Genomic DNA, 22821 nt, shown 5'->3' with positions numbered 1-22821 from the left:
AACAGTGCTCCGCGAGTTGTGTCAATGTGTTGTCATGACATCCGTCCTCTGCGCGCAGTGACCGCTTCGGTACAGTGACGCCCGTCCCCCGAGATCCCCGCGCGTCGCACAGCGAGGAGGTGCCGTGAGCGGCCCCGAGATCGCGGTCGACCGGAGCAGCCCGGTCCCGCTCTACTTCCAGGTGGCGGAGCAGTTCGCCGCGGCGATCCAACGCGGCGACCTGGCGCCCGGTGACCGCCTGGACAGCGAGTTGCAGCTGGCGGACCGGCTCGGGTTGTCCCGCCCGACCGTCCGCCAGGCCATCCAGCACCTGGTCGACAAGGGACTGATCGTGCGCCGTCGCGGGGTCGGCACCCAGGTGGTGCGGGGCGAGGTGCGACGGTCGGTCGAGCTGACCAGCCTGCACGACGACCTGCTGCGCGCCGGCCAGCGACCGTCCACATCGGTGCTGGAGTTGGCTACCGTGCCGTGCCCGGCGGAGGTCGCGGCCGCTCTCGGGGTCCCGCCCGGCAGCGAGGTGCAGCACCTGCGCCGGCTTCGGTTCGCCGACGGTGAACCCCTCGCCGTGATGGAGAACTGGCTCCCGCTCGACCGGGTGCGGCTCACCATCGACGCACTGCAGGGCAACGGCCTGTACGGGATCCTGCGCGCCGGTGGCATCCGCATCCGCGGCGCCCAGCAGCGCATCGGCGCCCGGGCGGCGACCGGGGCCGAGGCGCAGATGCTCGGCGAGCGACGCGGCGCGCCGCTGCTCACCATGACCCGTACCGCGTACGACGACCAGGGGCACTACGTCGAGCACGGCGCACACATCTACCGGGCCAGCCGCTACTCCCTCGAGGTCACCGTCGCCGAGCGGTGACGGTGGATGTTTCTGGTTCATTTCAGTGACAGGTATTTACGTCGTCAAGCTGTCATGACATTGTGGCCGCAAGCACCGCCGGCGGCGGACGTGCGGCCGGCGGGCGACCCCGCGAGTCTCTTCGAAGTCTCTCCTTGCGAAGGGAAACAGCCCATGTCAGCCAAGCCGAGACACGCAGCGGGCGTGCTCGCCGCGTTCACCGCCGTCGCCCTCGCCGTCACCGCCTGCGGCGACTCGTCCGAGCCCGCCGGCAAGGACGCCAAGAACATCACCCTCACCATCTCCGCCAACGCGATCGCCGGAGGCAAGAACGCCGCCGGTGCGGAGTGGATCGAGAAGTGGGTCATTCCCCGGTTCGTCGAGGCGCAGCAGGCCAAGGGCGTCACCGCCAAGGTGACGTTCGTGCCGAGCGGCGTCGACGACGAGCAGTACAAGACCAAGCTGGCCCTGGACCTGCGCTCCAAGGGCGGCGCCGACGTGATCGCCGTGGACGGCATCTGGGTGGGCGAGTTCGTCCAGGCCGGATACCTGAAGCCGCTGTCGGAGGTGGCCGGCGACCAGGTCGACTCCTGGGAGGGCTGGTCGCAGATCCCGGAGAGCGTGCAGGGCCTCGGCAGCTTCGAGGACAAGCGCTACGGCATCCCGCTCGGCACCGACGGCCGGGTCCTCTACTACAACAAGAAGCTGTTCGCCCAGGCCGGCCTGCCCGCCGACTGGCAGCCGAAGAGCTGGCAGGAGATCCTCGACGCCGGCGCCAAGCTGAAGGCGCTGCCCGGGGTGACCCCGATCCAGATCAACGCCGGCACCGCGATGGGCGAGGCCACCTCGATGCAGGGCGCGCTGCCGCTGCTGGTCGGCGCCGGCGGCGAGATCTACGCCGACGGCAAGTGGGCCGGCGCCAGCCAGCCGGTCAAGGACGTGCTCGACTTCTACACCAAGGTCTACGGTGGCGGCCTGGGCGACCCGAAGCTCCAGCAGGAGGCGAAGGGACGGGACAAGTCGTTCACGGAATTCGCCGCCGGCAAGATCGGCATCCTGGCCGAGGGCGACTACTTCTGGCGCAGCGTGGTGAACCCCAAGGACGGCATCGCCAAGATGGCCGACCGGGACACCACCGTCGGCTACGCGATGATCCCCGCCAAGCAGCCCGGCGCGGGCATCCGCGGCCAGGACTTCGTCAGCATGTCCGGCGGCGGCGTGCGGGTGCTCAACCCCAACTCGAAGTTCCCGTCGCAGGCGTGGGAGCTGCTGTCGTTCATGCACTCGGCGGAGGCGGTCAAGGCCGAACTGGCCGGCGCCACCCGGATCACCGCCCGCACCGACGTGAACAAGGAGGTGCTCGCGGCCGACCCGATGCTCAACTTCGTCGCCGAGAAGGTGCTGCCGATCACCGCGTACCGGCCGCCGCTGGCGGTCTACCCGCAGGTCTCGGTGGCGTTGCAGGAGGCCACCGCCGACGCGACGGCGGGCAGGAGCGTGGACGAAGCGGCCAGCGCGTACCAGAAGAAGGTCGAAGGGATCGTCGGTGGCGCAGGCAACGTCACCTCCTGACGAGATGGTCGAGGGAGCGCGCCCGGTCACGGGCGCCTCCCCCGCCCCCGACGCCGCCGGGCTCGGGCGGGCCCGGGCCACCGGGTTCCTCGTCCCCGCCATGGTGCTGATCCTGGTCTTCCTGGTGGTGCCGGCCGTCTGGACGATCTACCTGGGCGTCACCAACTACCGGCTGACCGGCCTCGCCGCGGCCAACCCGGAGATCGTCGGCCTCGACAACTACACCGAGGCGCTGGGCGACGAACGGTTCCGCACCTCGCTGCTGCTGACCCTGCAGTTCGTCCTCGGCTCGGCCGTCATCGGCCAAGCCGGGCTCGGCTTCGCCATCGCCTTCGCGCTGCGCGACCGCCGCGGCCCGCTGCGCCGCGTGGTCGAGGGTTTCGTCCTGCTCTCCTGGATCCTGCCCAGCTCGGTGGTCGCCTTCCTGTGGATCGCGCTGCTCGACCGGGACGCCGGCACGCTCAACGCGCTGCTCGGCATCCCCGGAATGGCCTGGCTGCTCGACTACCCCATGCTGTCGATCATCATCTTCAACACCTGGCGCGGCACCGCGTTCTCGATGATGCTCTACGCCGCCGCGCTGGAGAACGTCCCCCGCTCGCACCTGGAGACCGCCCGGCTGGCCGGCGCGTCGACCTGGCAGCAGCTGCGCGACGTGGTGTTCCCCCGCATCCGCGGGCACGTGCTGACCAACCTGCTGCTGATCAGCCTCTGGACGTTCAACGACTTCGCGCCGTTCCTGATCACCGCCGGCGGCCCCGAACAACGTTCGGAGATCCTGCCGGTCTACGTCTACAAGGTGGCGCTCTCCGGCGGCGAACTCGGCTTCGGCGCCGCGATCTCGTTCATCATGCTGCTGATCAACCTGGTCATCGCCCTGGTCTACCTGCGGCTGCTGGGCCGGCGGAAGGAGTCGGCGTGACCGTCACCACCGCGAGGCCCACGCCCGCCACCGATCCGACCGGCGAGCGGCCCACCGTCGCGGTTCGCCACGTGCTCGCCCGGATCGGCCGCTACACGTTCCTCTGCGCCGTCCTCGGCTTCTTCGCGTTGCCGCTGCTCTGGCTGGCCACCGCCCCGTTCGACGACACCCCGACCGTCACCGCCTCGCTCCCGCAGTTCACCCTGGACAACTTCCGCACCCTGCTGGACAACCCGTACGCGCTCAGCTCGCTGCTCAACTCCGTCTACCTGGCCGGCGGCACCGCCGCCCTGGTGGTGACGTTCGCCGCGCTCGCGGCGTACGCGCTGAGCCGGGTCCGGGTGCCCGGCCGCGACGCGCTGCTCTACGGGCTGCTGCTGCTGTCGTCGATCGTCACCGGCACCGCGACCATGGTGCCGCTGTTCGAGCTGGCCTTCCGGCTCAACCTGATCGACTCCCGGCTCGGCGTGATCCTGATCCTCAGCGGCGGGCTGCTACCCGCGGCCATCTTCATCCTCAAGGACTTCATGGACTCCACCCCGACCTCCTACGAGGAGTCCGCCCGGGTCTTCGGCGCCAGCCCGTTGCAGATCATGCGGCACATCGTGGTGCCGGTCGTCCGCCCCGGCCTGGCCACCGTCGGGGTGTGGGCGGTCGCCAACGTCTGGGGCAACTTCCTGGTGCCGTTCCTGCTGCTGCGCGGTCCGGACAAGGCCCCCGCCGCGGTGATCATGTACACCCTCTACACCGAGGGCGGCCAGGCCGACCTGCGGCTGCTCTCCACCTTCTCGCTGCTCTACTCGCTGCCGGTGGCGCTCATGTTCGTCTTCGTCAGCAGCCGGTACGGCTTCCGCTTCCACGGAGGGATCAAGCGCTGATGTCCGCCATCACCATGCGCGAGCTGACCAAGGTCTACCCCGGCGGGGTACGCGCCCTGGACGCCCTCGACCTGGAGATCGCCGACGGCGAGTTCTTCGCCCTGCTCGGCCCCTCCGGCTGCGGCAAGACCACGCTGCTGCGGACCATCGCCGGGCTGGAGGTCGCCTCCGGCGGCAGCGTACGCATCGGCGACCGCAACGTCACCAACCTGCCGCCGGGAAAGCGGGACGTGGCCATGGTCTTCCAGGACTACGCGCTCTTCCCGCACATGACCGTCCAGGACAACATCGCCTACCCGCTGCGGATCAAGAAGGTCGACCGGCGTGAGCGCGCCGGCAAGGCCGCCGAGACCGCCGCCGAACTCGGCCTGTCCACGCTGCTGCAACGCCGCCCGGGGCAGCTCTCCGGCGGCCAGCAGCAACGCGTGGCGCTCGCCCGGGCGATGGCCTGCCACCCGCAGGTGTTCCTGCTCGACGAGCCGCTGTCCAACCTCGACGCCCGGCTCCGGTTGGAGGCGCGGACCTTCCTCAAGCGCCTGCAACGGGAACTCGGCGTCACCACCGTCTTCGTCACCCACGACCAGGCCGAGGCACTCGCCCTGGCCGACCGGATCGCAGTCATGGAGGGCGGCCGGATCCGCCAGGTGGGCACCCCGACCGAGGTGTTCCGCCGCCCCGCCAACACCTTCGTCGCGGGGTTCATCGGCTCCACCCCGATGAACCTGGTCGACGCCCGGGTGCACGGCGGTGAACTGGCCGTGGGCGGGGCACGGCTGCCGCTGCCCGACGACGCCCACGGCCGGGTCACCGACGGGGAGCGGCTCGTCTACGGCGTCCGCCCGGAATACCTCGTGTACTCCCCCACTCCCGTCCCCCGGGCGCTGAGCGGGCAGGTCGTGGTGGTGGAGAACCTGGGCAGCGTCTCCCTGGTCTCGCTGGACGTCCCCGTCGACGACGACGGCAGCCGGGCCGGCGCGGACGACGACGCGAGCGGCACCGGCGCCGCCGGCCGGACCAGCGTGCAGGTCGTCGTCGCGGAGGGCCGCGAGCCCGAACCGGGCGACACCGGCTGGGTGGTGCCCCGACCCGGCCGATCGCTGCTCTACCGCGACGGCAACCTGGTCACCGACGCCGAACCGGCGAGCGTGCCGACGCCCCGGGCCGGCGCTACCGTGCAGGGCTGACCATGGTCGCGCACCGGGGCAGGTGGACCCTGCAGGACCGCGCCGACGGCGTGATGCAGGCCCTGCCGGTCACCGTCGCGCCCGGCACCGCCGCGCTCACCGTCCGGCTGGACTACCCGCGTGCGGCCGGGGTGCTCGACCTCGGCTGCGTCGGCCCGGACGGCTTCCGCGGCTGGTCGGGTGGCGCCCGGGACGGCTACACCATCGCCGCCGACTGGGCCACCCCCGGCTACCTGCCCGGTGAACTGGAACCCGGCGAGTGGCAGGTGCTGCTGCGGCTGCACCGCATCCCGCCCGACGGGCTGGATTACGAGGTCACCGCCGACACCAGCGGCACACCGCCGCCGGCACCCGAGCCGCCGGCCGCGCCGCCGCGCCCCGACCGGCCGCCGCGCCGGGACCTGCCCGGCGTCGACGGCCGCCGCTGGCTGGCCGGTGACCTCCACGCGCACACGGTGCACAGCGACGGGGCGCACTCCGTCGACGAGCTCGCCGCGCTCGCCGCCTCCCGCGGCCTGGACTTCCTCGCCGTCACCGACCACAACACCGTCAGCCACCACCCGTGGCTGCCGGCCGCCTCGGCGCGCTACGGCCTCACCCTGCTGCCCGGCCAGGAGGTGACCACCGACCGGGGGCACGCCAACGTCTTCGGCCCGGTCAGCTGGGTCGACTTCCGCCGACCGCCCGACGAGTGGCTCGCCGCCGCGCGCCGCGACGGCGGGCTCATGTCGGTCAACCACCCGCTCGGCGGCGACTGCGCCTGGCGCCAGCCGCTGGCCGACCGCACCCCGCTGGTCGAGGTGTGGCACTCCGGCTGGTGGGACCGCACCTGGGGTGCCCCGCTGGCCTGGGCGCGGGCGTGGGCGGCGGACGTCGTACCCGTCGGGGGCAGCGACTTCCACCGGCCCGGCGCCGACGCGTTCCCCGGCTCCCCGACCACCTGGCTGCTCGCCGATCGCGACCTCCCGCCCGGGGACGCGGTGCTCGACGCCCTGCGCGGCGGCCGTACCGCCATCTCCGCCGACCCCGACGGGCCGCTGCTGCTGCGGCTCGGCGACGAGCTGCTGGCGCTCGGCGCCGACGGCGCGTTGCTGGCCTACCCGGACGGCCGACACCGGCTGGTCCGCGGCGACCGGTGCCTGCTACCGGCCGGCGACGGGCTGCACGTCCTGGAGTCCCACCGCATGGAGGTGATCGCACTGTGCCGCTGACCGGACGCACACGGGTGGCCGGCGCCCCCGTCAACTACGGCATCTACCAGCCCACCGGCGCACCCGTCGGCCCCGACGACCTGCTCGCGGCGCTGGCCGACGACGGATACACCGGGGTGGACTCCGGCCCGATCGGCTACCTCGGCACCGGCGAGACCCTCGCCCGCCGGCTGGACGCGGCCGGCATCGGGCTGGCCGGCGGCTGGGTGGACCTGCGCTTCGCCGACGCGGCCGGCTTCGCCGAGGACCTGGCCCAGCTCGACGCCGCGCTCGACGTGTTCGCCGCCGCGCCGGCCGACGACCCGCGTTTCGTACCCCGACCGACGCTGGCCTGCCCCGGCAACCCGGCCCGGATGGCCCGCCCCGGCACCCCGACCGACCTGGCGTCGGCGCTGCCCGCCGCGGCCTGGCCGGACTTCGCCGCCCGGGTGCGGCAGGCTGCCGGCCGGTGCCGCGACCGCGGCCTGGAACCGGCGTTCCACTACCACCTCGGCACCGACGTGGAGACCGAGGCGGAGGCCGACCGGTTGCTCGAACTCACCGACATCGCCATCTGCCTGGACACCGGGCACCTGGCGCTGGCCGGTGGCGACCCGGTCGCCGCGGTACGCCGCTGGGCCGGGCGGATCGGCCAGGTGCACCTGAAGGACGCCGACCTCGCCGTCCACGCCCGGGTCCGGGCGGCCGGCGGCGGCCTGCCGGACGTGGTCGCCGCCGGCGGCTTCTGCGCCCTGGGCCGCGGCGACGTCGACCTCGCCGGGGTGCTCGCCGGCCTCGACGACGTCGGCTACACCGGCTGGCTGGTGATCGAGCAGGACAGCCCCGAGGAGAGCCGGGACCTGGACCGGATCCGCGCCGACCAGCACGCCAACCTCCGGTGGCTGGAGGGGGCGCTGCGATGACCGAGCCGGGCAAGCGGATCCGGATCGCGGTGGCCGGGCTGGGCATCATCGCCCGGACCGTGCACCTGCCGCTGCTGCAACGCCGTGACGACCTGTTCGAGATCGTGGCGCTGGCCGACCTGTCCCCGTCGCGGGTGACCGAGCTGGGCCAGCGGTACGGCGTCGAGCCGGCCCGCCGCCACACCGACGCGGCCCGGATGGTGACCGACGGCGGCTGCGACGCGGTGCTGCTGGCCACCTCCGGCTCGCACGGCGAGCTGGCGGCGCTGGCGCTGCGCGCCGGGCTGCCCGTGCTCTGCGAGAAACCGCTGGCCTACACGACCGCCGAGACGGCCCGACTGGCCGAGCTGGCCGCCGGAACCCCGGCGCTGATGGTCGGCTACATGAAGCAGTACGACCCGGCGGTGGCCGAGGCCGCGCGGCTGCTCGCGGACCTCGGCGGCGCGGAGCGGGTGCACGCGGTCGAGGTGACCGTGCTGCACGCCGGCGGCGACCGGCAGCTGCGCTTCGCGAACCTGCCCCCGGCCGCCGGCGACGTGCCGGCCGAGGAGGCGGCCCGGCTCTCCGCCGCCGACCGGGAACTGCTCGACGCCGCCGTCGGCGCCGACCCGGGCGCCCGCACCCTCTACCAGATTCTGATCAACAGCATCTCGCACGACCTGTCCCTGCTGCGGCTGTTCACCGGCGCACCGGCCACCGTCGAGCACGTGGCCACCTGGCCGCTCACCCCCGACGGCCCGGCCGAGCCGTCGGTGGAGATCAGCGGGCGGCTGCCCGGCGGCGCCCGCTACGGCGTCCGGTGGCTCAACCTGCCGGACTACCCCGCCTACCGGGAGACGGTCACCGTGCACCACGCCCGCGGCTCGCTGGAGCTCGTGTTCCCGTCGCCGTACCTGCTCAACGCACCGACCACGCTGACGGTCGTCGACGACCACGGCGACGGCGAGCGGCGGGCCGCGTTCCGGTCGGTGACCGAGGCGTTCGAGCAGGAACTGGTCGCGTTCCACGCGATGGTCACCGCGGCCGCCGCGCCGCTGACCGGCATCGTCGAGGGCGCGGCCGACGTACGGACCAGCCAACAGGTGGTACGCCGCTACGGTGAGCTGACCGGGGCGGCGATCGGCGGAGAGGCGGCGAGCCGATGACGCGACCGACCGAGATCATCGTGGTGCCACACACCCACTGGGACCGGGAGTGGTACGAGCCGTTCCAGCGGTTCCGGCTGCGGCTGGTGGCGCTGCTCGACGAGGTGTTCGACCGGATGGAGCGGGACCCGCGGCAGCGGTTCACCCTGGACGGGCAACTCGCCGCGGTCGACGACTACCTGGAGGTCCGCCCGGAACGGCGGGAGCAGGTGATCTCCCTGGTACGCGCCGGGCGACTGGCGGTGGGCCCGTGGCAGATCCTGCTCGACGAGTTCCTCTGCTCGGGCGAGAACATCGTCCGGAACCTGGAACGCGGGCTGAGCCGCAGCGCGGAGTTGGGCGGAGCCATGCCGGTCGGCTACCTGCCCGACATGTTCGGTCACATCGCCCAGATGCCGCAGATCCTGGTCGGTGCCGGGCTGGCCCACGCCTGCGTGTTCCGCGGCGTACCGGAGCGGATGCGCCGTCACGCCTTCGCCTGGGAGGCACCCGACGGCACCACCGTCCGGACGGAGTATCTGCCCGGCGGCTACGGCAACGCCGCCGGCCTGATGGACGACACCGCGCAGGTCACCCGCCGGGCCGACGACCTCGCGACGAAGCTGGCCGGGTGGCGGTTCGAGGGTGCGGACACCCCCGCGCTGGCCATGTACGGCACCGACCACGCGGCACCGGCACCGGACGCCCCCGACCTGCTCGCCGCCGCCGATCTCGCCGACACGCGGTTGCGGCTGGGCACCCTCACCGAGTACTTCGCCACCCAGCCGGCCACCGTCGACGGCCTGCCGGTCGTCCGCGGCGAGCTGCGCTCGCACGCCCGGGCCAACATCCTGCCCGGCGTGATCTCCGTCCGCGGCCACCTCAAGCAGGCGATGAACCGCGCCGAGCGGCGCGTCGAACGGTACGCCGAACCGCTCGCCGCGCTGACCCACGACGCGTCCGTGCGGCGCTTCCTCGACATGGCCTGGACCCGGCTGATCGACGCGAGCTGCCACGACTCGGTGACCGGCTGCGGCTGCGACGAGACCGCCGAACAGGTCGCCGCCCGCCTCGCCGAGGCCGACCAGCTCGGCCGGGCGGTCTGCGACCTGGTCGGCGCGCGGCTGGCCGCGGCCGTGCCCCGGGACGGTCACCTGGTGTTCAACCCCACCCCGACGGCCCGCACCGCGCTGGTGCACCTGGACGTGGCGGCACCGGCCGACAGCACGGTGGCCCTGGCCGACGCGGCCGGCCGCAGCGTCGCGGCCCAGGTCCTCGACCGGAGCCGTACGCTGCTCGCCGACGACGTGGTGCCGGCGGCCGACCTGCCGGCCGTGCTCACCCGGGTGCACGGCCGGGAACTCTACGGCCAGGAGGTCGCCGCCTGGTCCGTGTCGCCCGAGGACGCCACCCTCACCTTCCACGTGGCCCGGCACGGCGACCCCGCCTTCGACGTGGAGGATGTCCGCTCGGCGCTCACCGCCGCCGGGCCGCGCGACAGGTGGCGGGTGCGGATCCTCGCCGAACCCCGGGCCACCGTCGCCGCTCTCGTCGAGGTGCCGCCGCTGGGCCGCGCCGCGGTCCGGCCGGTGCCCCTGCCCGCCACCGGGGAGCCGGCGGCGGCCCCGGTGACGGTGGCCGGGCGCGCCCTCGACAACGGCCTGCTCCGCGTCGATGTCGCCGAGGACGGCACCCTGACGCTGACCACCGCGGACGGCGTCACGGTGGACGGAGTGGGCCGGATCGTGGACGGCGGTGACGTGGGCGACAGCTACAACTACGCCCCGCCGGCCGCCGACGAACTCGTCGACAAGCCACGGGCGGTGCGCACCTCCGTGCGCCACGACGGGCCGCTGGTGGCCGTCGTGGACGTGGTGCGGGAGTACCGGTGGCCGGTGGCCGCGGACGTCGACGCCGGCTCCCGCGCCGTGGACCGCGAGCCGATCACCGTCACCACCCGGGTCGAGCTGCGCTGCGGCGAGCGGTTCGTCCGGCTGCGCGTCGAGTTCGACAACCGCTGCGACGACCACCGGGTCCGGCTGCACCTGCCGCTGCCGTCGCCGGCCGACAGCTCCTACGCCGAGGGCCAGTTCGCGGTGGTCGAGCGGGGCCTGACCGCGGAGGGCGGCGGTGGTGAGGTGCCGCTGCCCACCTTCCCCGCCAACGGGTTCGTCGCCGCCGGCGCACCGGACGGGGCGCTGGCGGTGCTGCTGACCCAGCCCACCGAGTACGAGCTGACCGACTCCGGCCACGAACTGGCGGTCACGTTGCTGCGCGCGATCGGGATGCTGTCCCGCAACCGGCACGCCCTGCGCGACGAGCCGGCCGGTCCGCAGCTGCCCACCCCCGAGGCGCAGTGCCGCGGCGCCCGCACCGTCGAGCTGGCGGTGCTGCCGTACCGGGGTGCCTGGCACGGGGCCGGGGTGCTGGCGGCGGCCGAGGCGTACCGGCACGAGCTGCTGGCCTTCGCCGGCGCGGCCGACCCGGGCACCGCCCTGCCGGCAGCGACGAGCGGGTTGTCCGTCGACGGTCCCGGCGTCGCGCTGACCAGCGTGCGGGACCGCGCCGGCCGCACCGAGGTGCGGCTGGTGGCCCAGACTCCGGTGGACACCACCGCCGTGCTCGGCGGCGCGACCATCCGCGCGGCGTGGCGGGCGGACCTGCTCGGCCGGGCCGGCGAACCGGTTACCGTGGACGGTGACGGGCTGGTCCGGCTGCCGCTGCGGGCCTGGGAGATCGCCACGGTGCAACTCGACCTGACCTGACGGCTCGAATTGGGCGGTTCATGTTTGACGTGATCATTGCCGGGGGCGGACCGACCGGCCTCATGCTGGCCACCGAGCTGCGGCTGCACGGCGTGCCCGCGCTCGTGCTGGAGAAGGACGCGGAGCCGACCAGGGTGGTGCGGGCGCTCGGCCTGCACGCACGCAGCATCGAGGTGATGGCCCAGCGCGGTCTGCTGGACCGGTTCCTCGCGCACGGTCAGCAGTACCCGGTCGGTGGCTTCTTCGCCGGCATCAACAAGCCGCAGCCGGACCGGCTGGACACCGCGCATCCGTACGTCCTGGCCATCCCGCAGACCATCACCGATCGCCTGCTGGCCGAGCGGGCCACCGAGCTCGGCGTCGAGATCCGCCGCGGCTGCGAACTGGTCGGGCTGAGCCAGGACGAACACGGGGTGACCGTCGAGCTGGCCGACGGCACCCGGTTGCGCTCGCGCTACCTCGTCGGCTGCGACGGCGGCCGCAGCACGGTGCGCAAGCTGCTCGGCGTCGCCTTCCCCGGCGAGCCCGCCCGGGTCGAGACGCTGCTGGGTGAGATGGCGGTGGCCGCGGCGCCGGAGGCGGTGGCCGCCGTGGTGGCCGAGGTCCGCAGGACCCAGCTGCGGTTCGGCGCCATACCTCTCGGGGAAGGGGTGTACCGCGTCGTCGTGCCCGCCTCGGGGGTGGCCGAGGACCGCACGGTCCCGCCGACTCTCGACGAGTTCAAGCAGCAGCTGCGGGCCACCGCCGGCACCGACTTCGGCGTGCACTCGCCGCGCTGGCTGTCCCGGTTCGGTGATGCCACCCGGCTGGCCGAGCGCTACCGGGTCGGCCGGGTGCTGCTGGCCGGCGACGCGGCGCACATCCACCCGCCGGCCGGCGGACAGGGCCTCAACCTCGGCCTGCAGGACGCGTTCAACCTCGGTTGGAAACTGGCCGCCGAGGTCAACGGCTGGGCCCCGGAGGGGCTGCTGGACAGCTACCACACCGAACGGCGCCCGGTGGCGGCCGACGTCCTCGACAACACCCGCGCGCAGATGCACCTGATGTCCACCGAGCCGGGTCCGCAGGCGGTGCGCCGGCTGGTGTCGGAGCTGATGGACTTCGAGGAGGTGCACCGGCACCTGATCGAGAAGATCATCGCGATCGGGGTGCGCTACGACTTCGGTGCGGGACATGACCTCCTCGGCCGGCGGCTGCGCGACGTGCGCCTGGAGCGGGGCCGCCTCTACGCGCTGATGCACACCGGTCGCGGCCTGCTGCTCGACCAGACCGGCCGGCTCTCGGTGGACGGCTGGGCAGACCGGGTCGACCACGTCGTCGACGTCAGTGCGGACCTGGACGTGCCCGCGGTGCTGCTGCGGCCGGACGGCCACGTGGCGTGGGTCGGCGCCGATCAGCCGGACCTGCTCGGCCAGTTGCCTCGGTGGTTCGGCGGTGCCGGCTGAGCAGGGCTACCGGTCGTGCTCGGTCGGACGGGCCATGGTGGACAGGGCGTCCTGGGGCGCCGCCGCGCGGAGGTAGTCGCGGCGCATCGTGCGCCGTTCGCGGCGGCACCGTCGGCACGCCCACGGCAGTGGCCACCACCGGCCGCAGATCCAACATTTCACGTCGATCCCCCCTGGGGACACCGTACGCGGATCGGTGGCCTCATCGGTTGCGTCCACGTTTCGGCCACCGCCCGACCTGCCGGCTCCGATGCCGCGTCCCGGCGGGACGGCCTGGACGGAACGGGCCGCCACAGCGCCGTGGCGGCCCGTTCCCGATCGCTCCGCCGGCCGACGACCGACGGTCGTGGTCAGGACGTCGGAATGGCGTCGGCCGGTGGTGTGACCGGCGGCTCGGGGAACTCCCTGACCTGTTCCTCGCCGTCGTCGGTGAGGTAGGTCGGACCGAAGTAGGCCTGCACTCCGTTCTGCACCTTGGTCAGCCGGACGCCGCTGTAGCCGGCGTGGACGAACCTGGTGTACCGGAAGGGGGTCACGCCGGGCCCCCGGAACCCGCCCTTCTGCACCGCCTCGACCAGCTTCTCGCGCGTGAGGTCCGGGCCGGCGGTGAGCAGCGCCTGCACGAAGGTGTACGCCATCGAGTAGCCGTAGATCGCGTTGCCGTCGAGCGGGTTGGCGGCGTTGTAGTGCTCGTGGATCTTCCGGAACGCCCGGATCCAGGGATCGTTCGCGTCGCCGGCCATCGGCAGGTAGTTGTCGGCGATCATGCCCTCCAGGATCGCCTTCTTGTCGCCGAGCTGCGTCGACAGCGTGGTGTAGTCGGCGCCCACGTTGGACACGATCCACTGGGCCTTGAAGCCCTGGGCGGCGGCCTGACCCATGGCGAGCGCGGTGAAGCCGGGAATGGTAGCGGCGACGACCACCTCGCAGCCGGCTGCCTTCAGGGCGCCGATCGCCGGCCCGACCTGCTGGTTCGTGGTGGTGTAGGTCTGCTTGGCCGCCACCGGGCCGAGGATCTTCTCGACACCGGCGAGGGAGTCGCGCCCGAAGTCGTCGTTCTGCCCGAAGTGGCACACCTTCCGGCTCGGGAACTCCTTCTTCACGAACGTGGCGAGGATCTTGCCCTCCACCGTGTAGTCCGGCTGCCAGCCGAAGGTGGTCGGGTACCTGTCGGGCTGGTTCCAGGTGCGGCTGCCGGAGGAGACGAAGAGGTCCGGCACCTTCTGGGCCTTGACGAACTCCAGCACGTTGGTGTGGGTGGGGGTGCCCAGGCCGCCGAGGAGCGCGAAGACCTTGTCGTCGAGGACGAGCTTTCGGACGACGTTCTCGGTGTTGGCGGGGTTGTAGCCGTCGTCCATCACCTTGTAGACGATCTTCCGGCCGTTCACCCCGCCCTTGCTGTTGACGTGCTCGAAGTACGCCTTGGTGGCGGCGGAGATTCGGGAGTACCCGGGAGCGGCCGGGCCGGTGAGGGGTTGGTGGGTGCCGATCAGGATCTCGGTGTCGGTGACGCCCGGGACGTTGTCGGCCGCCCGTTGGGCGTCGTCGGCGCAGGCCGAGGCGCCGGCCAGCAGCGCGAGGCCGGTGGCAGCCGCGAGGCAGCGACGTGCGATGGGATACATCGTTCTCCTGTCCTGTGCGAGGTGGTGGGGTGGGTGCGACCGGTGGCTCAGCGGCTCGGGACGCGTCGCCGGAGCCGCGCGACCAGCGAGCGGGCGGCGCCCTGCAGACCGGCCGGGGCGACGATCATGACGACGATGAGGATCAGCCCGAACACGGCGAGGGCGAGGTTGCCCTCCAGCCGCTGGGCGAGGCCCGCGGGCAGGGCGAAGGTCTCGGTGATCCGGCTCGGCAGGTCCTGCAGCGCCACCAGCAGGATCGCGCCCCAGACCGCGCCGGTGAGGCTGCCGAGGCCGCCGATCACGATGGCCATCAGCAGGAACAGCGAGAGGTCCAGCGCGAACTTGCCCGGGGCGACGGTCGCGGTGAGCACGGCGTACACCCCGCCGCCGAGGCCGGCGCAGGCGGCGCTCACCACGAAGGCGAGCACCTGGGTACGGGCGACGTGGACGCCGGCGAGCCGGGCGGCCACCTCGTCGTCGCGGACGGCCCGTAGCGAGCGACCGAAGCGGCTGGCCACCAGGTTCGCCATGAGCAGCATCGTCAGCAACGCCGCGACCAGCGCGATCCAGGCCAGCCAGCGCTCGGGCTGGAAGTACGCGCCGAGGAACGCCGGCGGCGTCTCGGTCGGGAAGCGCAACCCCTGTTCCCCGTTGAAGACCTCGGTGAAGATCGTCGTGACGGCCGGGACCAGCGTCGCGACGGCGAGCGTGACACCGGCCAGGTACGGCCCGCGCAGCCGGGCGGCGGCCAGCCCGATGACGAGTCCCACCACCGCGGTCACCGCGACGGCGAGCAGCAGCGACAGCGGCAGGACCCACCGGCCCTGCACCGCCCGTTCGTCGAAGGCCTGCCGGGTCAGGGCCACGGTGTACGCGCCGGTCGCCATCAGCGCCCCGTGTCCGAGGGAGAGTTGGCCGTTGAGCCCGACCAGCACGGTGTAGCCGGCGGTCACGCAGAGGAACGCGCAGACCCGGGCCACCTGGAGGTTCTGGTACGGCTCGAGCTGGTTGGTCACCAGCACGACGACGGTGCCGGCGAGCACGGCCAGGATCAGGTGCCGCAGCAGGGTGGAGCCGCCCGTGACGGGGTTGCCCGGCGGGCCGGGCAGCAACCGGCGCAGCGGCGACGGCCGGGCGGGCCGCGGGTCTGCTGTGGACACGTCGGTCCGGGTGGCGGTCACACGTGTCTCGCTTTCACGCTGGAGAAGAGGCCACCGGGGCGGACCAGGAGGACCGCCAGCAGCAGGACGAGGACGGCCAGCGGTGTGGTGTCGGGGCCGAGGTAGCCGGTGACGTAGGACAGGATCAGGCCGACCAGCAGCCCGCCGACCACGGCTCCGGCCGGACTGTCCAGGCCCCCGACCACGGCGGCGGTGAACGCGACGACGAAGACCAGGTCCATCGCGTGCGGGTGGAGTCCCAGCCCGGTGGGGATGACCAGCATCCCGGCGAGGGCGCCGACCGCGGCGGCCAGGGCCCAGCCCACCGTGAGCATGCGACCGACGTCGACGCCGAGCAGTCGGGACACCTCGGGCGCGAAGGCGGACGCCCGCATCCGCAGCCCGATCGACGTCCGGGTGAACAGCAGCGCGAGCAGCACCACGACCACCATGACCGCGCCGAACACCCACAGGTCGTACGGGGAGACGGCGGCGATCCCGCCGATCGACAGGGCGTCGGTGTCGAACGGTACGGTCGCCGGCCGGTACTCGTTGCCGAAGACCATCCCGAGCACCGCCTGGATCAGCAGCACCAGGCCGAGGGCGACGATGACGTCGCCCAGCGGGTTGGCGGGCCCGACGAAGCGCATCAGCACCCGTTCCACGAGCGCGCCCAGGGCCAGGCCGGCCAGCACGGCCACGCCCAGGCCCAGCCAGTAGGAGCCGGTCGCTGAGGCGACGGCGTAGCCGACGTAGGCCGTCGCGACCGCCATCGCGCCCTGCGCGAAGTTGACCAGGCGTGCCGCCCGCCAGATGAGCACCAGGGCGAGGGCGAACGCCGCGTAGACGGCTCCGGTGGACAGGCCGTCGAAGGTGAGGAACAAGAACCGGTCCAACCGCGGGATCCTTCCTGAGGAGGGGCTTGTCAGAACCCGAGGTACGCGTGGCGGAGCTGCTCGTCGTCCCGCAACTGCGCCGCCCCGGTGGCCATGACCACCCGGCCCAGGGACATGACGACCCCCTGGTCGGCGACGGAGAGGGCACTGCGCACGTTCTGCTCGACGAGCAGGACGGTCAGCCCGTTGCTGTCGCAGAGCCGGCGCAGCAGCGCCATGATCTGCGCGGTGACCCGGGGGGCGAGCCCGAGCGACGGCTCGTCGAGCAACAGCAGCTTCGGGCGCCCGACCAGCGCCCGCCCGAGGGCGAGCAGCTGCCGCTCCCCGCCGGAGAGCTGGTGCCCGGCGTGCCGGCGCCGCCGGGCCAGCGGCTCGAACAGCTCGTACACCTCGTCCTGCGCCCGCCGGGCGTCGGCGCGGTCCCGCCGCCACAGCCCACCGAGGCGCAGGTTCTCGTCGACGGTCAGTTCCGCGACGATGCCGCGCCCCTCGGGCACGTGTGCCAGGCCGCGCCGCACGAGGCCCTCGACGCGGACGCCGCGCAGGTCGGCGCCGTCGAAGAGGACCCGGCCGCCGGTGGGCCGGAGCAGGCCGGAGAGCGTACGCAGCAGGGTGGTCTTGCCGGCGCCGTTGGCCCCGAGCACGGCGGCGACCGTCCCGGCCGGCACGCTGAGCGTGACCTCCCGCAGTACCGGCACCGGGCCGTAGCCGGCGCTGAGCCCGTCGACCTGGAGGATGGGGTCGGCGCTCACGACCCGGCCCCCCGGCCCGGCGCGGCCCCGGTCACCTCGGTCGGGACGTCGGCGCCGAGGTAGGCCTCGGTCACCGTCGGGTCGTCGCGTACCTGTTCGGGTGGCCCGGCGGCGATGACCCTGCCGAAGTCGAGCACCACGATCTCGTCGCAGACGGACATGACCACGTCCATGTGGTGCTCGACGAGCATGATCGAGCACGCGCCGGCCACGCGGCCGGGCAGCGCGGTGATGAGCTCACCGAGTTCGGCGATGTCGTCGGCGCCCAGCCCACCGGCCGGTTCGTCGAGCAGGAGCAGGCGGGGTCCGGCGATCAGGGCACGGGCCAGGGCGACGCGTTTACGCACGGCGTACGGCAGGGTGGCGGGGGCTGCGGCGGCGTGCCGCGCGACGCCCAGCTCGGTCAGCAGGTCCAGGGCCCGTTCCCGCAGCCGCCGTTCGTCGCGGTCACTTCTCGGAAGGCCGAACAGGGCCGCGGCGAAACCGGCGCGGGCGGCGTGGCTCGCGCCGGCCATCACGTTCTCCAGGACGGTGAGGCCCGGGAACAGGCCGACGCCCTGGAGCGTGCGGGCGATGCCGAGACGGGTCAACCCGTGCGGGCGCGGCCGGAACGGTCGGCCGTCGAGGGTGAGCGATCCGCTGGTCGGCGCGACGAAACCACAGACCACGTTGAACAACGTCGTCTTTCCGGCTCCGTTGGGCCCGATGACGCCGACGATCCGGCCGGCGGGTATCCGCAGGGAGACGTCGTCGAGTGCGACGACCCCGCCGAAGCGGACGCCGACGCGGTGCAGCGCCAGGTCGATGCCAGCGGGGGTGCCGGATGGTGGGTGGCTCATCGTCACCTCGGGCTTTCCACGTTCGCTCGGTCACGTTCGCTGGACGCCGTACCGACCAGTCGGTATGTTCTGCGTCCGGCGACGGTAGCGAGCCGCCGGCATGTGCGTCAATGGGTAGACAGGTGGGACCTCGAACGGACGCCCGAGGTGTGGAGTACCTGCATCCACCGGGGCTCCCGCGACAGCCGGGGCCGGTCGACCCCGCGACGAGGCGAGCCGGACGGGAGCGTGCGACGTGAACGGTGACGAACCGTCCACCGGGGAGACCGCCGCGGGTGGGGACCCGGTCCCGGCCGAGCTGGCCGAGGTTCTGGAGCGCCAGGCCAGGCTGCTCGACCCGGCCCGCGCCGACGCGACGGCGGGACGACACGCGGCCGGGCGGCGCAGCGTACGGGAGAACCTCGCCGACCTGCTCGACGAGGGCACCTGGCTGGAGTACGGCGGCCTGGCCGTGGCGGCGCAGCGCTCCCACCGGCCGCTCGCGGAACTCACCGAGGCGACCCCCGCCGACGGCGTGCTCGTCGGGGTCGGCCGGGTCGGCGGCGCCCGCGTCGGCACGGTCGCGTACGACTACACCGTGCTCGCCGGCACCCAGGGGCTGACCGGTCACCGCAAGACCGACCGGCTCTTCGGCATCGTCGCGCGGGAGGACCTGCCCGTCGTCATCTTCGCCGAAGGTGGCGGTGGCCGCCCCAGCGACACCGACCATCCGACCGTGGCGGGTCTGGAGCTGACGACCTTCGCGTCGCTGGCCCGGCTGCGCTCGCTACGGGTCGGGATCGCGGCCGGCTTCTGCTTCGCCGGCAACGCCGCGCTGCTCGGCACGTGCGACGTCACCATCGGCGTCGCGGGCGCCAGTATCGGCATGGGCGGACCGGCCATGGTGGAGGCGGCCGGGCTGGGCACGGTCGCACCGCAGGACGTCGGCCCGCTCGAGGTGCACCTGGCCAGCGGTGCCGTGGACATCCGCGCGGCGGACGACGCCGACGCCGTACGCCTGACCCGGCTGGTGCTGGGCTACGCGGACGGGCGACCGGCGCACGGGAGCCACGAGGACCAGCGCCGGCTGCGCCGCGCCATGCCGGAGAACCGGCGCCGGGCCTACGACGTACGCGACGTCATGCGGCTGCTGTTCGACGTGGACTCGGTTCTCGAACTCCGGGAGCGGCACGGCCGGTCCCTGGTGACCGCGTTCGCCCGCCTCGGCGGGCATCCGGTCGGCGCGATCGCCAACAACCCGCTGCACCGTGCCGGCGCGATCGACGCCACCGCCGCCGGCAAGGCGACCCGCTTCCTGCGGCTCTGCGACCGCCTCGGCCTGCCCGTGGTGAGCCTCTGTGACACCCCGGGAATCATGGTGGGTCCGGACGCGGAGCGGACCGGGCTCGTGCGGGCGGTCGGGGAGTTCTTCACCGCCGGCGCGTCGCTGCGCACCCCACTGGTGACGGTGGTGCTGCGCAAGGCGTACGGCCTCGGCGCCATGGCGATGGCCGGCGGAAGCTTCCACGAGTCCCGCCTCACCCTCGCCTGGCCGACCGGCGAGGTCGGCGCGATGGGTCTGGAGGGGGCGGTCCGGCTCGCGCACCGCCGGGAACTGGCGGCCATCACCGACGACGCCGAGCGCCGGCGCCGCTACGACGAACTGGTGGCACTCGCCTACGCCCGCGGCAAGGCGCTCTCCGCCGCCGCGAGCTTCGAACTCGACGACGTGGTCGACCCCGCGGACACCCGGGCGAGGCTCCTCTCCGCGCTCTTCTGACCGGCGGTGACGCCGCCGGCTGTCACCTGGCGACCACGGTCAGCGGGCTGCCTCGGGCCGCAGTGAGGCCAGGAGCAGGCCGGCGAAGTGATCGCCGACCTGCTCCGCGGTGAGCCGGCCGCCGCTGCGGAACCACGCGCCGAGATGGTGCACCGCGCCGAAGAAGTAATCGACCACCAGGTCGGCCGGCACGTCGGCACGGAAGGTCCCGGCGCGCTGCCCCTCCTCGACCAGCGAGCGGAAGCGCTCGTGGTACTCGCGGCGGGCCGCCCGCACCGCGCGCCGGCGGTCGGCGGACAGCAGATGCATCGACTGCAGGAAGATGGTGGCGTCGTCGAGGTTGGCGATCGCGGTGACGACCACGTCGGCGGCGGCGGCGTGCAGGCGCTCCGCCACCGGCTGCGGGCCGGCCATGATGGTCTCCAGGCGCTCGCGCTGCATACGCAGCAGCCGCTGGTAGATCTCCTGGAGCAGGTCGTCCTTGGCGGCGAAGTAGTGGTACATCGCGCCCTTGGTGACTCCGGCCGCCTCGACGATCTCCTGCACCGAGGTCTTCTCGAAGCCCTTCTCCGCGAACAGCCGGGTCGCGACCGCCAGCAGCCGCTGGGGCAGTGCCTCGCCGCCGACCGTACGCCCCACGTCGCCTTCCCTTCCGGGCCGCCGGCCCCCGGTGGGCCAGCGTACGCGGCTCAGGCGGGCTCGACCCGCACCGGGATGCCGTTGAGCACGACGTTGCCCGACAGCGGATCGACGGCCGTCTCGTCGGTGAGCACGTTGCTGTTGACGCCGGCGTGGGCGCGGGCCACCGACTGGCGCGTGCCCGGGAGGTCGTGTCCCCAGCCGTGCGGCATGCTGACCACGCCGGGCATCGTGTCGGCGGTCAGCTCGACGGGCACGACGACCGACCCGACCCGGGAGGAGACCCGCGCGGCGTCCCCGGCGTCGAGCCCGAGTCGGGTCGCGTCCTCCGGGTGCACCTGCAGCGTGCAGCGGTCGCGCCCCTTCACCAGCGCGGGCACGTTGTGCATCCAGCTGTTGTTCGACCGCAGGTGCCGGCGCCCGACGAGGACGAATCCGTCCGGTGGCGCGTCGCGCGCCGCACGGAGCCGGGCCACGTCGGCGGCGATCGGCGACGGGCAGAGCTCGACGGTCCCACTCGCCGTGCGCAGCACCTCCGGCAACCGCGGTCGCAGCGGCCCGAGGTCGACGCCGTGCGGGTGGTCGAGGAGCCGGGCCAGGGACAGGCCGTCCGGTCGCGCTCCGAACTGGTCGCCGTAGGCGCCGAGCCGCAGCCGCGCGTCGAGCAGGCGCTCGGCCGGCCGGTCCCCGGTGACCAGGGCACGCAGCTGGGCCGCCGGCCGGCCCGACGTCTCGGCCGCGTCGGCGAGCGTCTGGCCGAGCAGGTGCTCGTGCAGCTCCGCCGGGTCGGCGTCGGCGCCCCGGCCGGCGGCGATCAGGGTGAGCCGGGCGAGGATGTCGCACTCGTCGAGGCTGTCCGGTTCCGGCGGCAGGGCGGGGGGCGAGTAGCTGGCGACGTTGCGGACGGCCAGGGTGAGGAACGCGAAGTCGTAGTGGCCGGTGCGGGCGGCATCGGGCGGCGGCAGGACCACGTCGGCGTGCCGGGTGGTCTCGTTCAGGTACGGGTCGACGCTGACCATGAAGTCGAGCGAGGCGAGGGCGCGGTCCAGCCGCCGGCTGTTGGCGGTGGAGAGAACGGGGTTACCGGCGATGGTGATGAGCGCCCGGACCTGGCCTTCCCCCGGTGTCTCGATCTCGTCGGCGAGCGTGGCGACGGGGAGTTCGCCCTTGACCTCCGGCAGGCGGCGTACCCGGCTGGTCCAGCGTCCGGTGCGGAAGCCCCGGCCGGGCCCGGCGGCGCGGGGGCGCTGGTGGGCGGCGAGGGGGAACATCGCCCCGCCCGGCCGGTCCAGGTTGCCGGTGAGCACGTTGACCACGTCGACCAGCCAGCTGGTCAACGTGCCGAACGCGACGGTGCAGGTGCCGATGCGGCCGTAGACGGCCGCCGCGGGAGCGGCGGCGAGCTCGCGGGCGAGCTGGCGGATGCGCGGCGCGGGCACCGCGCACCGGTCGGCCACCCGTTCGGGCGCGAACGCCCCGGCCAGGTCCCGGACGGCGTCGACGCCGGTCACCTGCTCCGCCAGCCGCCCCAACCGTACGAGGTCCTCGTCGAAGAGGGTGTGCACGACGGCGAAGAGCAGCAGCGCGTCCGTGCCGGGCCGGATGGGCAGGTGCTCGTCGGCGGCGGCGGCCGTGCGGGTGCGCCGGGGGTCGACGACGAGGAACCGGCCGCCGCGGGCCTGCAGCGCCCTGAGCCGGCCGGGGAAGTCGGGGGCGGTGCAGAGGCTGCCGTTGGACTCGAAGGGATTGGCGCCGAGCAGCACGAGCAGGTCGGTGCGGTCGAGGTCGGGCACCGGGATGGCGTTCGGGTCGCCGTAGAGATAGCCCGAGGAGACGTGCTTGGGCATCTGGTCGACGGTGCTGGCGGAGTAGACGTTGCGGGTGCCGAGCGCCCGCACGAGGGGACCGACATGCAGCCCGCCGGCCATGGTGTGCACGTTGGGGTTGCCGAGGTAGACGGCGACGGCGTCCCGGCCGCCCGACCGGGCGGCGGCGAGTCCGGCCGCGACGGCGGCGAACGCCTGCTCCCAGCCGACCTCGCGCAGCGTGCCGTCGACGCGCAGCAGCGGCCGGCGCAGGCGGTCCGGGTCGGCGAGGAGCTGTGGGAACGCGGCTCCCTTCGGGCAGACGAAGCCGTGGCTGAACACGTGGTCGTGGTCGCCCCGCGTGTGGGTGACCCGATCGCCGGTGATGGTCAGGGTCAGGCCGCAGGTGGCCTCGCAGAGCGGACAGGTGCGGTACGCGGTGCGCGTCGCGGTCGTCTCCGCCATCGCGGGCCCCGTCCGGTCGGTCGGTTCGACGGCTGGCATC

At 73.5% G+C, this 22821-nt stretch carries 18 protein-coding genes; 11 read left to right on the top strand and 7 right to left on the bottom strand.

The annotated features are described in order from the left end of the window. Window positions 1-124 precede the first annotated feature (124 nt). From GKC29_RS15840 to rox, 10 genes are all read left to right on the top strand, one after another. The gene (locus tag GKC29_RS15840) at window positions 125-862 is read left to right on the top strand and encodes a GntR family transcriptional regulator (RefSeq protein WP_155331563.1); all 738 of its coding nucleotides are present in this window, start codon (window positions 125-127) and stop codon (window positions 860-862) included. A gap of 153 nt (window positions 863-1015) precedes the next feature. Next, window positions 1016-2413, top strand: coding sequence for an extracellular solute-binding protein (locus GKC29_RS15835; RefSeq protein ID WP_155331562.1), 1398 nt, complete (start codon window positions 1016-1018; stop codon window positions 2411-2413). Beyond that, entirely contained in the window at window positions 2388-3335 is a 948-nt protein-coding gene (locus GKC29_RS15830) for a carbohydrate ABC transporter permease (RefSeq protein ID WP_230688636.1), read from the top strand. The genes GKC29_RS15835 and GKC29_RS15830 overlap by 26 nt, the downstream gene beginning before the upstream one ends. Then, window positions 3332-4213: a carbohydrate ABC transporter permease gene (locus tag GKC29_RS15825; RefSeq protein ID WP_230688635.1), complete on the top strand. Its 882-nt coding sequence runs from the start codon at window positions 3332-3334 to the stop codon at window positions 4211-4213. The genes GKC29_RS15830 and GKC29_RS15825 overlap by 4 nt, the downstream gene beginning before the upstream one ends. After that, complete coding sequence (locus tag GKC29_RS15820) at window positions 4213-5397, top strand: ABC transporter ATP-binding protein (RefSeq protein WP_155331561.1); 1185 nt, start codon at window positions 4213-4215, stop codon at window positions 5395-5397. Before GKC29_RS15825 ends, GKC29_RS15820 begins: the two co-directional genes overlap by 1 nt. A gap of 2 nt (window positions 5398-5399) precedes the next feature. Further along, on the top strand, window positions 5400-6608 hold the full coding sequence (locus GKC29_RS15815; protein ID WP_155331560.1) for a CehA/McbA family metallohydrolase: 1209 nt from the start codon (window positions 5400-5402) through the stop codon (window positions 6606-6608). After that, entirely contained in the window at window positions 6599-7510 is a 912-nt protein-coding gene (locus GKC29_RS15810) for a sugar phosphate isomerase/epimerase (protein WP_230688634.1), read from the top strand. Before GKC29_RS15815 ends, GKC29_RS15810 begins: the two co-directional genes overlap by 10 nt. After that, window positions 7507-8655, top strand: coding sequence for a Gfo/Idh/MocA family protein (locus GKC29_RS15805; protein WP_155331559.1), 1149 nt, complete (start codon window positions 7507-7509; stop codon window positions 8653-8655). Before GKC29_RS15810 ends, GKC29_RS15805 begins: the two co-directional genes overlap by 4 nt. Then, window positions 8652-11399: a glycoside hydrolase family 38 C-terminal domain-containing protein gene (locus tag GKC29_RS15800; RefSeq protein WP_155331558.1), complete on the top strand. Its 2748-nt coding sequence runs from the start codon at window positions 8652-8654 to the stop codon at window positions 11397-11399. The genes GKC29_RS15805 and GKC29_RS15800 overlap by 4 nt, the downstream gene beginning before the upstream one ends. 20 nt (window positions 11400-11419) lie before the next feature. After that, a complete protein-coding gene (gene rox / locus GKC29_RS15795) occupies window positions 11420-12844 on the top strand; it encodes a rifampin monooxygenase (protein WP_155331557.1) in 1425 nt (474 codons plus the stop codon). A 350-nt stretch (window positions 12845-13194) separates the two neighbouring features. Here rox and GKC29_RS15790 read toward each other — a convergent pair whose 3' ends face one another. The 5 genes from GKC29_RS15790 to GKC29_RS15770 are packed head-to-tail and all read right to left on the bottom strand — an operon-like array spanning window position 13195 to window position 18113. Further along, window positions 13195-14466 (bottom strand): ABC transporter substrate-binding protein, encoded by a 1272-nt coding sequence (locus GKC29_RS15790; protein ID WP_155331556.1) that lies wholly within the window; start codon window positions 14464-14466, stop codon window positions 13195-13197. Window positions 14467-14513: 47 nt separating this feature from the next. Next, window positions 14514-15647 (bottom strand): branched-chain amino acid ABC transporter permease, encoded by a 1134-nt coding sequence (locus tag GKC29_RS15785; protein WP_155331555.1) that lies wholly within the window; start codon window positions 15645-15647, stop codon window positions 14514-14516. Continuing rightward, window positions 15644-16522 carry a branched-chain amino acid ABC transporter permease gene (locus tag GKC29_RS15780; protein ID WP_155331554.1) on the bottom strand — a complete coding sequence of 293 codons (879 nt, stop codon included), beginning with the start codon at window positions 16520-16522 and terminating at the stop codon, window positions 15644-15646. Before GKC29_RS15780 ends, GKC29_RS15785 begins: the two co-directional genes overlap by 4 nt. A 29-nt stretch (window positions 16523-16551) precedes the next feature. Further along, window positions 16552-17274 carry an ABC transporter ATP-binding protein gene (locus GKC29_RS15775; RefSeq protein ID WP_155331553.1) on the bottom strand — a complete coding sequence of 241 codons (723 nt, stop codon included), beginning with the start codon at window positions 17272-17274 and terminating at the stop codon, window positions 16552-16554. Beyond that, window positions 17271-18113, bottom strand: a complete 843-nt coding sequence (locus tag GKC29_RS15770) for an ABC transporter ATP-binding protein (RefSeq protein WP_155331552.1) — start codon at window positions 18111-18113, stop codon at window positions 17271-17273. The genes GKC29_RS15775 and GKC29_RS15770 overlap by 4 nt, the downstream gene beginning before the upstream one ends. A 235-nt stretch (window positions 18114-18348) precedes the next feature. On the opposite strand from GKC29_RS15770, the gene GKC29_RS15765 reads away from it, so the two are divergent. Beyond that, on the top strand, window positions 18349-19872 hold the full coding sequence (locus GKC29_RS15765) for an acyl-CoA carboxylase subunit beta (protein WP_155331551.1): 1524 nt from the start codon (window positions 18349-18351) through the stop codon (window positions 19870-19872). A gap of 39 nt (window positions 19873-19911) precedes the next feature. Here the strand turns inward: GKC29_RS15765 and GKC29_RS30340 are convergent, their stop codons facing one another. Both GKC29_RS30340 and GKC29_RS15755 read right to left on the bottom strand, forming a co-directional pair. Further along, window positions 19912-20511, bottom strand: a complete 600-nt coding sequence (locus tag GKC29_RS30340; RefSeq protein WP_155331550.1) for a TetR/AcrR family transcriptional regulator — start codon at window positions 20509-20511, stop codon at window positions 19912-19914. A gap of 50 nt (window positions 20512-20561) precedes the next feature. Then, the gene (locus GKC29_RS15755) at window positions 20562-22820 is read right to left on the bottom strand and encodes a molybdopterin-dependent oxidoreductase (RefSeq protein WP_230688633.1); all 2259 of its coding nucleotides are present in this window, start codon (window positions 22818-22820) and stop codon (window positions 20562-20564) included. Window position 22821: the final 1 nt, after the last annotated feature.

This window comes from Micromonospora sp. WMMC415 (assembly GCF_009707425.1).
Classification (GTDB): Bacteria; Actinomycetota; Actinomycetes; order Mycobacteriales; family Micromonosporaceae; genus Micromonospora.
The sequence above is the reverse complement of the archived record's forward strand: the minus strand, read 5'-3'. Positions and strand labels throughout refer to the sequence as shown.

Bases quoted from the DNA above. Each gene is read 5' to 3' on its own strand.
- GKC29_RS15800 (WP_155331558.1), top strand. From the start codon at position 8,652: ATGACGCGACCGACCGAGATCATCGTGGTGCCACACACCCACTGGGAC.
- GKC29_RS15820 (WP_155331561.1), top strand. From the start codon at position 4,213: ATGTCCGCCATCACCATGCGCGAGCTGACCAAGGTCTACCCCGGCGGG.
- GKC29_RS15835 (WP_155331562.1), top strand. From the start codon at position 1,016: ATGTCAGCCAAGCCGAGACACGCAGCGGGCGTGCTCGCCGCGTTCACC.
- GKC29_RS15805 (WP_155331559.1), top strand. From the start codon at position 7,507: ATGACCGAGCCGGGCAAGCGGATCCGGATCGCGGTGGCCGGGCTGGGC.
- GKC29_RS15790 (WP_155331556.1), bottom strand. From the start codon at position 14,466: ATGTATCCCATCGCACGTCGCTGCCTCGCGGCTGCCACCGGCCTCGCG.
- GKC29_RS15755 (WP_230688633.1), bottom strand. From the start codon at position 22,820: ATGCCAGCCGTCGAACCGACCGACCGGACGGGGCCCGCGATGGCGGAG.
- GKC29_RS15815 (WP_155331560.1), top strand. From the start codon at position 5,400: ATGGTCGCGCACCGGGGCAGGTGGACCCTGCAGGACCGCGCCGACGGC.
- GKC29_RS15770 (WP_155331552.1), bottom strand. From the start codon at position 18,113: ATGAGCCACCCACCATCCGGCACCCCCGCTGGCATCGACCTGGCGCTG.
- rox (WP_155331557.1), top strand. From the start codon at position 11,420: ATGTTTGACGTGATCATTGCCGGGGGCGGACCGACCGGCCTCATGCTG.